General features: G+C 69.7%; 9 protein-coding genes. 5 read left to right on the forward strand and 4 right to left on the reverse strand.

Translation table 11 applies throughout. The features are described from left to right. Positions 1–34 precede the first annotated feature (34 nt). On the forward strand, positions 35–1606 hold the full coding sequence (locus AB0368_RS37185) for an acyl-CoA carboxylase subunit beta (RefSeq protein WP_366158761.1): 1572 nt from the start codon (positions 35–37) through the stop codon (positions 1604–1606). Between the two features lies 1 nt (position 1607). Here the strand turns inward: AB0368_RS37185 and AB0368_RS37190 are convergent, their stop codons facing one another. Further along, positions 1608–4433 (reverse strand): AAA family ATPase, encoded by a 2826-nt coding sequence (locus tag AB0368_RS37190; protein ID WP_366158751.1) that lies wholly within the window; start codon positions 4431–4433, stop codon positions 1608–1610. 469 nt (positions 4434–4902) lie between these two features. On the opposite strand from AB0368_RS37190, the gene AB0368_RS37195 reads away from it, so the two are divergent. The 3 genes from AB0368_RS37195 (at position 4903) to AB0368_RS37205 (ending at position 8254) form a co-directional block, all read left to right on the forward strand. Next, the gene (locus tag AB0368_RS37195) at positions 4903–5985 is read left to right on the forward strand and encodes a ferritin-like domain-containing protein (protein WP_366158752.1); all 1083 of its coding nucleotides are present in this window, start codon (positions 4903–4905) and stop codon (positions 5983–5985) included. A gap of 99 nt (positions 5986–6084) precedes the next feature. After that, positions 6085–6723, forward strand: coding sequence for a TetR/AcrR family transcriptional regulator (locus tag AB0368_RS37200; RefSeq protein ID WP_366158753.1), 639 nt, complete (start codon positions 6085–6087; stop codon positions 6721–6723). 88 nt (positions 6724–6811) lie between these two features. Next, complete coding sequence (locus tag AB0368_RS37205) at positions 6812–8254, forward strand: DHA2 family efflux MFS transporter permease subunit (protein ID WP_366158754.1); 1443 nt, start codon at positions 6812–6814, stop codon at positions 8252–8254. A 24-nt stretch (positions 8255–8278) separates the two neighbouring features. Here the strand turns inward: AB0368_RS37205 and AB0368_RS37210 are convergent, their stop codons facing one another. From AB0368_RS37210 to AB0368_RS37220, 3 genes are all read right to left on the reverse strand, one after another. Further along, positions 8279–9355, reverse strand: coding sequence for an LCP family protein (locus tag AB0368_RS37210; protein WP_366158755.1), 1077 nt, complete (start codon positions 9353–9355; stop codon positions 8279–8281). 4 nt (positions 9356–9359) lie between these two features. Continuing rightward, on the reverse strand, positions 9360–10145 hold the full coding sequence (locus AB0368_RS37215) for a polysaccharide deacetylase family protein (protein WP_366158756.1): 786 nt from the start codon (positions 10143–10145) through the stop codon (positions 9360–9362). Positions 10146–10230: 85 nt separating this feature from the next. Next, positions 10231–11712 (reverse strand): alkaline phosphatase family protein, encoded by a 1482-nt coding sequence (locus tag AB0368_RS37220; protein ID WP_366158757.1) that lies wholly within the window; start codon positions 11710–11712, stop codon positions 10231–10233. Between the two features lie 152 nt (positions 11713–11864). On the opposite strand from AB0368_RS37220, the gene AB0368_RS37225 reads away from it, so the two are divergent. Next, positions 11865–13157, forward strand: coding sequence for a GAF domain-containing protein (locus AB0368_RS37225; RefSeq protein ID WP_366158758.1), 1293 nt, complete (start codon positions 11865–11867; stop codon positions 13155–13157). Positions 13158–13279 lie beyond the last annotated feature (122 nt).

Consider the following 13279-nt stretch of genomic DNA (forward strand, 5'->3'; position numbering starts at 1 on the left):
GTCTGCCGCAGCGGAGGCCCGGACCGAGGCACCGGTGATCTCCCCGGATGCCACGACGGCGGGCCGCATAGCCGAGTACCGGCGACGCCGCGAGGAAGCCCGTCAGCCCGGCTCGCCTCGTGCCGCACGCCGTCAGCACGTTCTCGGCAAGTTCACCGCCCGGGAGCGCCTCGCCATGCTGCTCGACGAGGACTCCTTCGTCGAGATCGACTCCCTGGTCCGGCACCGCAGCACCAACTTCGGCACCGACCGGCAACAGCCCCCAGGTGACGGCGTGGTGGCCGGGTTCGGCACCGTCGACGGCCGACCGGTCTGCGTCTTCGCCCAGGACGTGACGTCGTTCAACGGCAGCGTGGGCGAAGCCTTCGGACACAAGGTCGGCAAGGTCCTGGACATGGCCGTACGGGTCGGCTGCCCGGTGGTCGGCCTCTACGACTCCAGTGGTGCGCGCGTGCACGAGGGCGTGCTCTCCCTGGCGTCCTTCGGCCAGGTCGCCCGCCGCGTGGTCGCGGCGTCCGGCGTGATCCCGCAGATCTCGGTGATCATGGGGATGTGCGCGGGCGGTGCGGTGTACACGCCGGCCGCGTCGGACTTCGTGGTGATGGTCGAGAAGACCTCGCACATGTTCGTCACCGGGCCGGACGTGATCCGCTCGGTCACCGGCGAGACGGTCGGCCTGGAGGAACTCGGCGGTGCCTGGCTGCACGGTTCGAAGACCGGCAACGCCCACCACGTGGCCGCCGACGAACCCGCGGCCATCGAATACGTCAAGGACCTGCTGTCCTTCCTGCCCGGCAACAATCTCGACGAGGCACCGCACCATGCGGTCGAAGCGGATCTCGCCCAATCACCGCTCGACCGCGAGCTTGACGAGGTCGTTCCCGACTCGCCGGCGCACGGTTACGACGTCCTCGAGGTCATCAACCGGCTGGTCGACGACGGGTTCCTGCTGGAGGTCCACGCCCGGTTCGCGCGCAACGTCGTCTGCGGCTTCGCCCACGTCGAGGGCCGGACGGTCGGCGTGGTCGCCAACCAGCCCCAACACCTCGCGGGGGCGCTCGACATCGCCGCCGCCGAGAAGGCCGCACGGTTCGTACGGTTCTGCGATGCCTTCGGAATCCCGCTGCTCACCCTCGTCGACGTCCCCGGTTTCCTGCCGGGCACCGACCAGGAGCACGCCGGCATCATCCGGCGCGGCGCGAAACTGGGCTTCGCCTACATCGAGGCGACGGTCCCGAAGATCACGGTGATCATCCGCAAGGCCTTCGGCGGCGGGTACGCGGTGATGGCGTCGAAGGAGTTCGGCGCCGATCTCGTCCTGGCGTGGCCCACCGCGGAGATCGGCGTGATCGGCGCCGGCGGCGGAGTCGGTCTGCTGTTCCACCGGGAGATCACGGCGGCCGCCGATCCCGAGGCGGCGCGCCGTGAATTCTCCAAGCAGTACTACGACACCTTGGTCAGCCCCTATGTCGCCGCGGAACGCGGCTGCATCGATGACGTCGTCGCACCGTCGGAGACGAGGGCGCACATCGTCCGCGCGCTTCGCACTCTGCGGACCAAACGGGTGGAGACCACGCCCCGCAGGCACAGCAACATCCCACTCTGAGTCACCCCGCCGAGGCGGCCATCACCGCGAGCTGAGAATTCGTCACGTACGCGGCGACCCCGGCCCGGTTGACCACTCCCAGCTTGGCGAACAGGTTGGTCAGGTGCATCTCCACGGTCTTCTCGGAGATGCTCAAAGTGCGGGAGATCCTGCGATTGGTCAGCCCGTCCCGGACGAGCTCGGCGATCTGCTGTTCGCGACGGGTGAGCACCGTCTCCGTCGCGGTCCGCTCGGACTGCTCGCGCAGCCTCGGTCCGCGCGCGGCAAGCCGGCGTTGTTCCCGGCGTGCGCGTTTCGCGAGGGGGACCGCGCCGATCCGCTCCAGCCCGACCTTCGCGCTGCGGAGCTCCCGCAGGGCCTCGTCCGGGCAGTCCCGATGCCACATGGCGATGCCCAGCACGATCCGGGCACGCAGCTCGTCGATGATGGCCCCGGTGGGTCTGATGCCGGCGACGGCCTGCTGGGCGCGTGGCAGCGCGCTGATGGGATCGGTGGCCAGCAGCACCTGCGCCGTCGCCAGATGACCCAGCCCGGACGATCCGACCCGCTTCGTCAGCGCCTCCGAGCGTTCCGCCCACCTTGCCGCGGCCCCGGGACGTCCCGCGTCCAGCTCGGCCCGGACCAGCAGTTCGTACCAGGTGGCCCGGGAGGTGGCGTTGGCGCCCTGCAGGTTCGCGCCGCCCGCGAGGTGCACGAGTTCCAGGCAGCCGTCCGGATCGTCGTTCATCAACCGGGCCTCGGCCAGCATCCGCACGGCCAACGAACCCTGCCAGCCCACCACGGCGTCACCCGCGCGGGCCATCGCCTCGGCAGCCGTGTCCAGTTCCTTGTCGAAGCTGCCCAGATGACTGTTCGCCCACGAGAGCATGGCCCGGGCGACGAAGAGCTGCTCCTGGCTCGTGGACTGCTCGGCCAGCCGGAGCGCATGCTGCGCGGCCGCCTGGGAGTCCACCAACCGGCCTCGATTACGCAAAGCCATCACCTGACCCAGCAGGAGGTGCGGCAGTACGAGGCCGTTGTTGGTCCGGACGGCGCTGTCCACCGCCCGGCCGAAATGCCGAGCGGCGTCGCGCCAGCGCCGGAGCAGAACCTCACTCCAGCCGATCCACACCGCTGCGTCCAGGCTCTCGGGCAGCTTGTCGTCGAGCATCCCGTCGAGGATCGCGGCCGCCACGTCCAGCCGGGTGGAGGCGCCGGACACGTTGCCCATCGCGCAGTCCGTCTTGCTGAGCAGGCCCAGGCAGGACGCCTCGAGGGCGTGGTGCCCGTGCAGGCGGGAGATGGCCAGGGCCTTGCTGGCCCACTCGTGGGACGCAGCATGATCCTCGCGGACCAGTTCCCGGTGAGCCATCTCCAGTTGCAGGAACGCGGTGAACACGCTCGTGTCGTCGCCGCGCGCGGCGATCTCCGCCCGCAGTACGGCATCGGTCGAGCTGTGCGTGCCCAACATCCGCTCGACGGCGGCGATGTGGGCCACCGCCTCAGCCCGTTGGTCGGGCCGCCCGTCGCCGATCGTGCGCAGCGCGTAGTGCATCGTGCTCAACGACTCGGGCAGCTTGCCACTGATCCCGAGGCTCTTCGCCAGCGCCGTCAGCACCACGGCCCGCCGATCGCGGGTCTCATCCTGCTGCGGCAGGGTCTGCAGCGCGGTACGCAGCCACGAGGTCGCCGTGTCCGGCTGGTTCGCCATGATCTGCACGGCCGCGCCGGTCAGCAGGTCGGCGCCTTCGAGGTCGCCGTGCCGGATGCTGTGCTGCACGTGCGGTGCCCGTTGCAGGGCCGTCGCGGCTCGTTCCCGCAACGCTTCCTCAGCCCGTTCGTGCAGGCCGATACGCCGGCTCAGGCCTAGGCTGCGGTAGATCGCCCGGCGGATCACCGCGTGCCGGAACGCGAAGCTGGTGCCGTGGGCGGAAGGGCGTACCAGGTCCCGGGCGATCAGTGAGTCCAGGGCCGCCAGCACGGTCTGCTCGGGCTCGGCGAGCATGGTGGCGATCAGGGCGATGTCGAAGCCGTCGCCGAGCACCGCCGCGGCGTCCGCGACATGCCGTGGCAGACCGGTGATCCCGTCGAACTCGCCCAGGAAGTCGATGTCGTCGTGGTTCGTGCCCGGGCCGTACGCCGGCTCGTCGGGGCCGGACCTCTCCCGGAGCAGGGCGTGCAGGTAACGCGGATTACCGCCGCTGTCCTGGTGGAGCTGCTTGCGCCAGGTCGGGGTACCCGACTCGCCCAGCAGCTGGTACACGGTCTGCTCGGAGAGCGGACGGACCTCGAGGTGCATGGCGGGCAGGGCTCGCAGGCGATCCTGAATGCTCGACCGCAGTCCGGTGCATGCCTGCCGGTCCCGGTAACCGAGCACGAACATGACCGGGGCGTCCGGCGGCTTGCGAAGAAGGTCTCCCAGTAGTGTCAACGACCTCGAGTCGTAGGCGTGGCAGTCGTCGAGGACGAGCACCAGCGGATGTTCGGCGGCGAGCCGCTCCAGCAGGCCGCGGACGTTGCGGTGGGTGTCCTCCGGAAGGTCGCCGGAGATGGGCGGGATGTCGTAGCGGTCTTCCAGCAGGTCGCTGAAGACCCCCAGCGGGCGGTCGGCCGCCCCGCGAAACGCGCGTCCGGTCAGGACTGTCGCCCCGCGGGCCCGAGCCATTCCGGAAAAGGCGTCCAACAGCGCGCTCTTGCCGATTCCCGGATCTCCGGTGACATTGGCAAGAATCGATGTATCGTGCTCGTTTAGAATGTCGAGAAAATCGACCAGCGATTGAAGTTCGGTAGTTCTGCCGAGCAATGTTCCATGATCTAGAGAATGGTCCGTTCCGCGCTTCCCCGTCATTGAAGCTCCCCTGGCCTCACGGCTTGTCTGTCCCCATATGTCCCGAAAGGACCTGCCGCGGAGTCCTTTCCGGCCCAGCCCGTAACCGATGGTGTACGCATCGTTGCGGAGTGAGGGGTCTACGGAATCGCAACGCCTCGTCAGTGTCAAGCGTCCGGCTGTGCACAGGATCACATTGAATTCGGTCGAAGTTCGATGCTGGCGAAGGCAGCGGTGTTTCCGAGGGGACGTTTCCGGGGTTGGGGACGCTATCGGTCGCTCTTAGCGATATTGAAGACACTCACGGTAGTGGATGTGTCGGGAATGCGGCACGGCACCCCACACAGAGACCAGCGGCCCCGGCCGGCAGGCGGATGGTGACACCCCAGGGGAGGGTTACCCCAGGGTATTCCCCACTGCCCCAGGGGCGTCCGGCCCACAAGACTGGGCTACGTCCTGGCCAGCGCAAGGGAAGCCCGTGGAGGATCTTGTGAGCACACGCATCTATGCGCTGCCGGTCGAACAGACACAGTGGCAGGTGCCGGGCGGCGGAACCACGGTCTTCGACTGGGAGTACGACGAGGGCCGCGACCGCCTGCTCAGCCTGTACGAGAAGGGCAAGCAGAAGCAGTGGGACGGCGCCGACCGGCTGGACTGGTCGATCGAGGTGGATCCCAACGACCCCATGGGCGTACCGGAGCAGAGCATCGCGATCTACGGCTCCCGGGTCTGGGAGTCTCTCGGCCCCAAGGATCGGGGCGTGATCCGCCACCATCTCACGGCGTGGCAGTTCTCCCAGTTCCTGCACGGTGAGCAGGGTGCACTGATCTGCTCTTCCAAGATCGTCCACACCGTCCCCGAGCTCGACGCGAAGTTCTACGCCGCGACCCAGGTGATGGACGAGGCCCGCCACGTCGAGGTGTACTCGCGCTACCTGCGGGAGAAGCTCGAGCTTGCGTACCCGATCAATCCGGGCCTCAAGGCCCTGCTCAACGACGTCATCTCGGACTCTCGCTGGGACATGACCTACCTCGGCATGCAGGTGCTGATCGAGGGGCTCGCGCTGGCCGCGTTCGGGTTGATCCGCGACATGGCGACCGAGCCGCTCGCCAAGGCGCTCAACGCTTACGTGATGCAGGACGAGGCCCGCCATGTCGCCTTCGGACGGCTCGCATTGCGCGATTATTACCCGCAGCTCACCCAGGCCGAACGGGACGAGCGCGAGGAGTTCTGCACCGAGGCGTGCCATCTGATGCAGCAACGGTTCGTCGGCGAGGAGGTGTGGCGGAACCTCGACGTCGACGCCGATGAATGCATAGATTTCATGCGCCGCTCGGAGCACTTCAAGCAGTTCCAGAGCCACTTGTTCTCCCGGATCATGCCGACTCTCAAGGACATCGGACTCTTCGGCGAGAAGATGCAGGCGACGTTCGCGGACATGGGGATCCTCGGCTACGCGGGACAGGACATCGACGTGTTGATGGACGAGGACGAAAAGATCGCCGGCGACCTGGACAAGGCCCGGATCCAGCAGGTGGACACTGCCATCGCGGTCGGCCGGTTCAGCGACTGAGCGTGGGCCGGCACTCCGCCGAGGACGGTCCACTGTGACGTGGCTCTCATCGGGACTAACTAAACGACCGGTCGTACATTTTGTTGGTAGCGTCCTCCTGTGACCCAGATCGCAGACGGCAGACTGGCTCGGGGCGACCGCACCCGGGCCGCGGCCTTGGACAGCGCGATCGCGCTGGCCACGGAAGCCGGACTCGACGGACTGACGCTGGGGCAACTGGCCGACCGGCTGGGAGTCAGCAAGTCCGGCCTGTTCGCGCACTGGCGCAGCAAGGAGGAGCTTCAACTGGCCACGATCGAGCGGGCCAGGGAGAGCTTCAAGGAGCGGGTGGTCGCGGCGGCCATGGACCGGCCGGCCGGCGTCGGGCGGCTGTGGAAACTGCACGAGGCCCGGCTGGAGTACATCGCCGACGACAGGCTGCCCGGAGGCTGCTTCTTCGTCAACGCGCAATTCGAGTACGACGCCAAGACGGGCCCGGTCCGGGAGCGTCTGGCGGAGGTGCTCGCGGAGTGGCTGGCCCTGATCGAGCGGCTCGCGACCGAGGCGGTGGACGCCGGTGAGCTCGCCGCCGATGTCGACGTCTCGCAGCTGGCCTTCGAGATCAACGCCGTGGGAGCTGCCACGGTCTACCAATCGCGCCTGCTGCCGGACTCGGCGGTGATGTCGCTCGCCCGGACCGCCGTCCTGGCCCGCCTGAGGTCCGCCTGCACCGACCCGGAGCTGTTACCGCGCTCCTGAGCAACCCGTCCGTAGCTCCACCTGTTGACCAGCGCCGCCCGACGCGGCGCTGTGTCGTGCACCCGAACGGAAGTGAGAGGACTTCGTCATGGCCGAATCCACGCCCAAATCCTATCGGGCGGTCGTCCTGACCGCCTGCGGCGGCACCTTCCTGGCCATGTTGGACTCGACGGTCACCAGCCTGGCCGTCCCGGACCTGCACCACGACTTTCCCACCGCCACGGTGCCCGATCTGTCCTGGGTGCTCAGCGGCTACGCGGTGATCCTCGCCGCCCTGCTGGCTCCCGCCGGCCGGCTCGCCGACGTGCTGGGCAGGCGCAAGCTGTTCATCGCCGGCGTCGCCCTCTTCACGCTCGCGTCGCTGGCGTGCGCCCTCTCGCCGGACCTGGTGCCGCTGGTGGTGGCCCGCCTGGTGCAAGGCGCGGGTGCCGCGGCGATGATCCCGGCGTCACTGGCGATCCTGTTGATGGACGGGCCCGCCGAGAAGCGGGCCGGATCGATCGCGCTCTGGAGCACCGCGAGCGCGGTCGCCGCCGCGGTGGGCCCGAGCGTCGGTGGTGTCCTGGTCGAGCAGTTCGGCTGGCAGTCGGTGTTCTACATCAACATCCCGCTCGGGCTGCTGGTCATCGTGGCGGCCCTGCGGGTGCTGCCCGCGCCGCAGGCCGCGCTCACCGGCAGGCTTCCCGACCCGGTCGGGACGCTGGCGCTGGCACTGGGCATCGGCGGGCTCACCTTCGCCGTCACCCAGGGCGGCACCTGGGGATGGTCCGACGCCCGGATCGTCGGCAGCGCGGCGCTCGGCCTGTGCGCGCTGCTCATCGCGGTGCTGCGGTCCCGCCGTCACCCGGTCCCGGCGATCGAGATCTCGCTGTGGGGCAACCCGACCTTCGCCGCGGTCAACGTCGTGTCGCTGTTCTACGGCATGGCCCAGTACGCCTGGATGCTCGGCAGCATCTTCTATCTCACGGAGATCTGGAACTACTCCGAGCTGCAGGCCGGTGTCGCGAACACGCCGGGAGCGTTCGCGGCCTCCGTCGCGGCGCTGGGACTGTCGCGGATCGTCGGCAAGATCGGCGGCCCGCGTACGGTGACCATGGTCGGCCTCGCCTGTTTCGCGGCCTGTGGTCTGTGGTTCAGCTTCGGACTGATCGACCACGCGGCGTTCCTGACCTTCTGGTTGCCGGCGGCGCTGGTGGCCGGGTTCGGCATGGGCGCGGCCACGATGGGCACCTCGGCCACCGCCGCGATGTCGGCGCCGCCCACCCGATTCGCCGGTTCCAGCGGCCTCAACACCGCCTCCCGCCAGTTCGGCGGCGCCCTGGGCATCGCGGTGATGGCCGCGATCCTGCAGCACTACACGTCCGCGAACGGCGTCCGGACCGTCGACGCCTACAGTCACATGTTCCTGTACTGCGCGATCATGATGCTGCTCGGGCTGCTGGTCACGGCGATCTTCATCAAGTTCCCGCCGCCGGCCGCCGAGCACGTCGCCCCGAAGCCCGCGCCGGAGGCCGCAACTGTGGAGGGTTGATCCAGGTCCGCTCGCCCTGAGTGATCAGCGACCGTGACTGACGTCGTTGGGAGGGTACTTGCGGACGTACCGGTCCAGCCGGCCGGCGCGTAGTGCCGCGAACAGCTCCTCGCAGCGCCCGGGGTCGGGGACCATCACCGCCCCGACCCCGGGTACGTCGCGGTTCTCCGCGATGGGCAGAGTCATGAAGGTCAGATCCTCCGGGCGCAGGCCGCGCAGCGTGAACGCCAGGCGTTGCACGGGCATGGTGCGGTCCACGGTGAGCATGCCCGCCGCGGCCCGTACCAGCCGGTCCAAAGCCAGCGGATCGGTGAGCAGGTTCCCCTGGGCGACCTTCTCGGCGACCGCCCGCAGGTACTGCTGGTGCCGCTTGGCGCGGTCGAAGTCGTCGTTGGGCAGACCCCTGCGCTGGCGTACGTAGTACTCCGCGAGCTTGCCGTCGAGGTGCACCTTGCCGGCGGTGAAGACCACGCAGTGGCGCGACCGGCCCTGCGGATCGGTGCACGGCGCCGACGGGTACGGGCTGTCCTCCGGCAGGAAGCGGTAGCGGTCGACGGCCGTCTTGTCGACCACGACGTCGACACCGCCGACCAGATCGGTGAGCTTCCTGACCCCGGTGAAGTCCACGATGATCGGCCAGTCGACCGTGATGCCGCCGAACTGGTCGAGCGTCTGCACGAGCCGGGGAGCGCCGCCCCAGGCGTAGGCCGCATTGACCTTGTTCCGTTGCCCCCGCCCGCCGTCGGCCGTGGCGATCGGGAGGTACGTGTCGCGGGGAATGGAGATCACATATGCGTGCCGGGTCGACTCCGGGATGTGGACGAGGATGACGACATCGCTGCGCCCGTCGCCCGGTTTGCCCTTCGTGCGGCTGTCCGAGCCGATGAGCAGCAGGTTCATCGGCCCGCGTACCTTCGGGGGCTCGGTTCTGCCGCCGGACCGGGCCGGTGCGGGGAGCAGGTCGGCACGGTTGACCGCGCCTTCGTAGCGGCCGGCGAGAACGTGCATGCCGGCCACGGCCGCCACCGATCCGGTGGCGAGGACGGCGACGACCACGGCGACCACCAGCCGCCAGCGGCGTCGCGGGTGGCGTACGGCCATGCCGTCACACCCCCACGAACTTGTAGCCGGAATCGATGAGCACGGGGACGAAGTGCCGCAGTGCCTGCACCGTCTGCGAGCGGTCGCCACCGCCGTCGTGGTTGAGCACGATCGACCGGTTCCCGACCTGGTCCAGCACCCGGGAGCTGATGTGCTGCGAGCCCGGGGTGTCCCAGTCCCGCGGGTCGACGTCCCATGCGATCGAGGTCTGCCCCATCGCCGCGCATTCCTGGAACACGGTGCGGGACCAGCTGCCGTACGGGGCGCGGAACAGGTCGGGCATCCGGCCGGTCGTCGCCGTGACGGTCTCGACGGCACGCCGTATCTCGTGCCGCACCTTGGGCGCGGGCAGGTTGCTGAGGTTCGCGTGGGACCAGGTGTGGGTGCCGACGGCGTGGCCGGCGTCCACGAGCGACCGGATGAGGTCGGGATGTGCCGCCGCGCTCTTCCCGATCACGAAGAAGGTCGCGGTGACGTGATACTTGCGCAGTATCGCCAGGACCTGGGGGGTGTACGTCGGGTCCGGGCCGTCGTCGAGGGTCAGCGCCACCACCTTCGAGCCCTTGCGTGCGGACGATGCGGGGACCACGTACCGCGGTTCTTTCTGCACCGGGATGCGGCGGGACGGTGGTGACGAGGGTGGCGGCGATGCCGGCGGCGACGACGGGGGATGCGTCCCCGGGGTGGGGCCGGGTGCGGGCCGCCGTTCCCCCGCGCAGCCGCTGAGCAGCGTGAGGCCGCCGAGTGTGAGGAACACCCGGCGGCTGCCGCATCGTTGTCGTTGCGTCATCCTCATCACCACCTCCGGCTTCGCGCGCCGCTGTCGAAGGGGCGGCGTCGGTTCGCGAAGTGGTGGGAAGTCTGGCGGTGAGTTATCAGGAACTCATGAGCATGCGCAGATCGTCGATGACCCAGTACCAGTTGTTGCCGGCGTCGTAGTAGCGGAACTTCACGGTCATCGTGGTCGCGCCGGACGGGATCGCCACCGGCAGCGACTCGGCGGTGGCGCGGGCGTCCGACGCGTACCGTTTCACGAGCTGGTCGGGTCCGCCGTTGAAGGAGACCAGCACGTCGCCCTTCTGCGCGCCCTCCTGCCGGTAATGGGTCACGTAGGTCAGCCGGACCGTGCTGCCGGCGGTGACCGGGTACGCCGGCGAGACGAGCGTGGAGTCGTAGCGGTCGCCGCCGGACTTGTCGGCGAACTCGTCGCTGTCGGCGACCGCGAAGACGCCCCGGGTCCGCAGCGCGTTCTCGCGTTCCTGGCCGCTCTGCGTACGGCTCCAGAACTCGTCGGTGGCGAACGACCAGCCCCGCCACTCGGTGACCCCGCCGGTGGGCATCGCGCCGCGGGCCACCGACCAGCCGGCCGGCGCGTCGGGGGTCCAGCCCGCCAGGGTGGCCGGGATGCCCGTCTCGTCCACCCGCGTACGCAGGGGCAGGGCGTCGAACGGGTCGGTGGAGCGCACCCGGACGTTCTTGCCGTCCAGGGAGGCGGGGACGCCGAAGTGCGCCAGCGCCGACGCGGCGACGTCCGGCTGGCGTACGTCGATCGGCTGGATCCCGGCACCGATCCCGGAGCCGGTCGCGAGCAGGAACGTGCCGCGCTCGTCGATGCGGCAGCCGCCGTGCCCACCCAGCGGTACCCGGTGGCCGTGGTCGGTGGTCACCATGATCAGCCAGTCCTCCCCGGCGTAGGTGGGCCGCGACCGCACTGCGTCGAGGATCCGTCCGAGCTGCTGGTCCTGCTTCTCGATCGCGGCCCGGTACCGGGCGCCGGTGCCCGAGGCGTGTGCCACCACGTCGGTGTTGCCGAGGTAGACGAACGAGGCGTCCGGGCCGCCGCCGCTCAGCCGGCCGACGGCGTCCGCGGTGATCTTCTCGTCCTCGGCCGGGTAGCCGTTCGCGTCGCCGTCGAGGGTGACCCGGGTGTCGATCGCGGGCGAGAACGTGCCCTGGTCGTGCAGCGGAGCCCAGTCGACGGCGGAGTAGGTGGCGTACGCCGGGTTCGCCTGTTCGAGGCGGGTCAGGAAGTCGGGATAGGTGCCGTACTGCTTGCCGGTGAAGGTGTTGTCGTGCACGCCGTGCCGGTCGGGCCACACACCGGTGGCGATGGTGGACCAGCCGGGGCCGCTGGACGAATCGGCCAGCGACGGGCACTGCACCAGGCTGCGGCCCAGCAGGCCCTGCGCGGCGAGGGCGTCGAGGTGCGGAGCGTTCGCGGCGACGACGCTGTCCCAGTTGAGCCCGTCCATGCCGACGACGAGGAGCTTCTTCGCCGGCTCGGCGGCCGCCGCCGGTGCGGGCACGGCGACGGCCGCACCGGTCAGTAGTGCGAGGGCGAGGCCCAAACGTCGCATTCGTGGCATCAGTTACCTCCAGGAGTCCGGCTGACACACATAGAAGAGCATGGATCGATCGGGGTTGGTCGGACTCTGCCGCCGGAACGACGTCCCGTAGGTTGGTGGCACTCGATCACCCACGCATCGGCAGATGAGAGGCGGACCACACCATGACGGCGGTATCAGGCCGGCGGCCGGCTGCTGCGGATCCGGCGATCGCCGGGCAGCGGGCGGAGGAAGATCTGCGGGCGTTGTTCGGGCAGTCCGTCGCCGTTTTCGCGTCCCTCGCGGGACCGGCGCACGTGGTGGAGACGGCGAACCCGGCCTTCTTCGCCACCATCGGGGAGGAACGGGCTCGTACCGGGGTCGCGCTGGCCGAGCTGATGCCCGAACTGGCCGGTCAAGGCTTCATCACCCTGCTGGATGAGGTCTACCGCACGGGTGAGCCCTACGCCGGCCGGGACGTACGGGTCGTGCTGGGCCTCGGCCCGCACGCGCGGGAGGCGTTCTTCGACTTCACCTACGAGCCGCGCCGGGACGCCGAGGGCGAGGTGACCGGAATCCGGATGATCGGCGTGGAGACCACCCAGGTCAAGCATGCCCAGCGGCTGATGTCCGAGCATCGCGCCCTGCTCGAGCAGATCGCCCGTCAGGCACCCCTGGCCGAGGTGCTCGACGGGATGGCCCGCTGCATCGAGAACCTCGCACCGGAGGAGGTCCTCGTCTCCGTGCTGCTCGCCGATCCCGACGGCCGGCACCTGCGCCACGGCGCCGCGCCCAGCCTGCCGGATTTCTACAACCAGGCCATCGACGGCATCGCCACCGGCGAAGGCGTCGGCTCCTGCGGCACCGCCGCGCACCGGCGGGAACCGGTCATCGTCACCGACATCGCGACCGACCCGTTCTGGGACGACTTCCGGCAGCTGGCCGACCGGGCCGGCCTGGCCGCCTGCTGGTCCACGCCGATCCTGGCCCGCGACGGCGTCCTGCTGGGCACCTTCGCCATGTACCACCGCACCCCGCGCGTCCCGCAGGACACCGATCTGGCCCTCACCCGGGTCTTCGCCGGCACCGCGGCCCTGGCCATCGAACGCCACCACATCGAGCAGGCGAAGGCGGCCGCCGAAGCACGCGCCCGGTCGGCCCACGACGAGCTCGCCAGGGCGGTACGCGCGGAGCGGGAACTGCGGGCCGAGGCCGAGCAGCGCGCCGCCGCCGCCGCGGAACTCGCCGCCCGGATGCGCACCGCCGCAGCGGCGCAGGCCGCCGCGCCGCACCCGGAGCGCTGCCAGCTCGGCGGCGTTCCCGGCTGCAGCGCGGCGGCCGAAATCAAGATCGCGGATTCGTGGGGCGACGCGGCGTGGGGCTGCCCCGCCCACGTCGAGGAGGCCATCATCAACGTACGGTCGGTGTTCATCGCGAGCGAGGAACTCGGCGGACTGGCCGCCTACCTCAACCGCTGACCCGCCGCCTTCTCAGGCGAGCTTGATGTTGAAGATCGGGTTCGCGGCCAGCTTGCGGAACGCGGTGAGGCTGGTCTTGGTGCTGTTGATGCTGATGTCGCGGTCGCCCTGGTCGTCGTGGG

Source organism: Actinoplanes sp. NPDC051475 (genome assembly GCF_040689425.1).
Classification (GTDB): Bacteria; Actinomycetota; Actinomycetes; order Mycobacteriales; family Micromonosporaceae; genus Actinoplanes.

Bases quoted from the DNA above. Each gene is read 5' to 3' on its own strand.
- AB0368_RS37190 (WP_366158751.1), bottom strand. From the start codon at position 4,433: ATGACGGGGAAGCGCGGAACGGACCATTCTCTAGATCATGGAACATTG.
- AB0368_RS37205 (WP_366158754.1), top strand. From the start codon at position 6,812: ATGGCCGAATCCACGCCCAAATCCTATCGGGCGGTCGTCCTGACCGCC.
- AB0368_RS37210 (WP_366158755.1), bottom strand. From the start codon at position 9,355: ATGGCCGTACGCCACCCGCGACGCCGCTGGCGGCTGGTGGTCGCCGTG.
- AB0368_RS37215 (WP_366158756.1), bottom strand. From the start codon at position 10,145: ATGACGCAACGACAACGATGCGGCAGCCGCCGGGTGTTCCTCACACTC.
- AB0368_RS37220 (WP_366158757.1), bottom strand. From the start codon at position 11,712: ATGCGACGTTTGGGCCTCGCCCTCGCACTACTGACCGGTGCGGCCGTC.
- AB0368_RS37225 (WP_366158758.1), top strand. From the start codon at position 11,865: ATGACGGCGGTATCAGGCCGGCGGCCGGCTGCTGCGGATCCGGCGATC.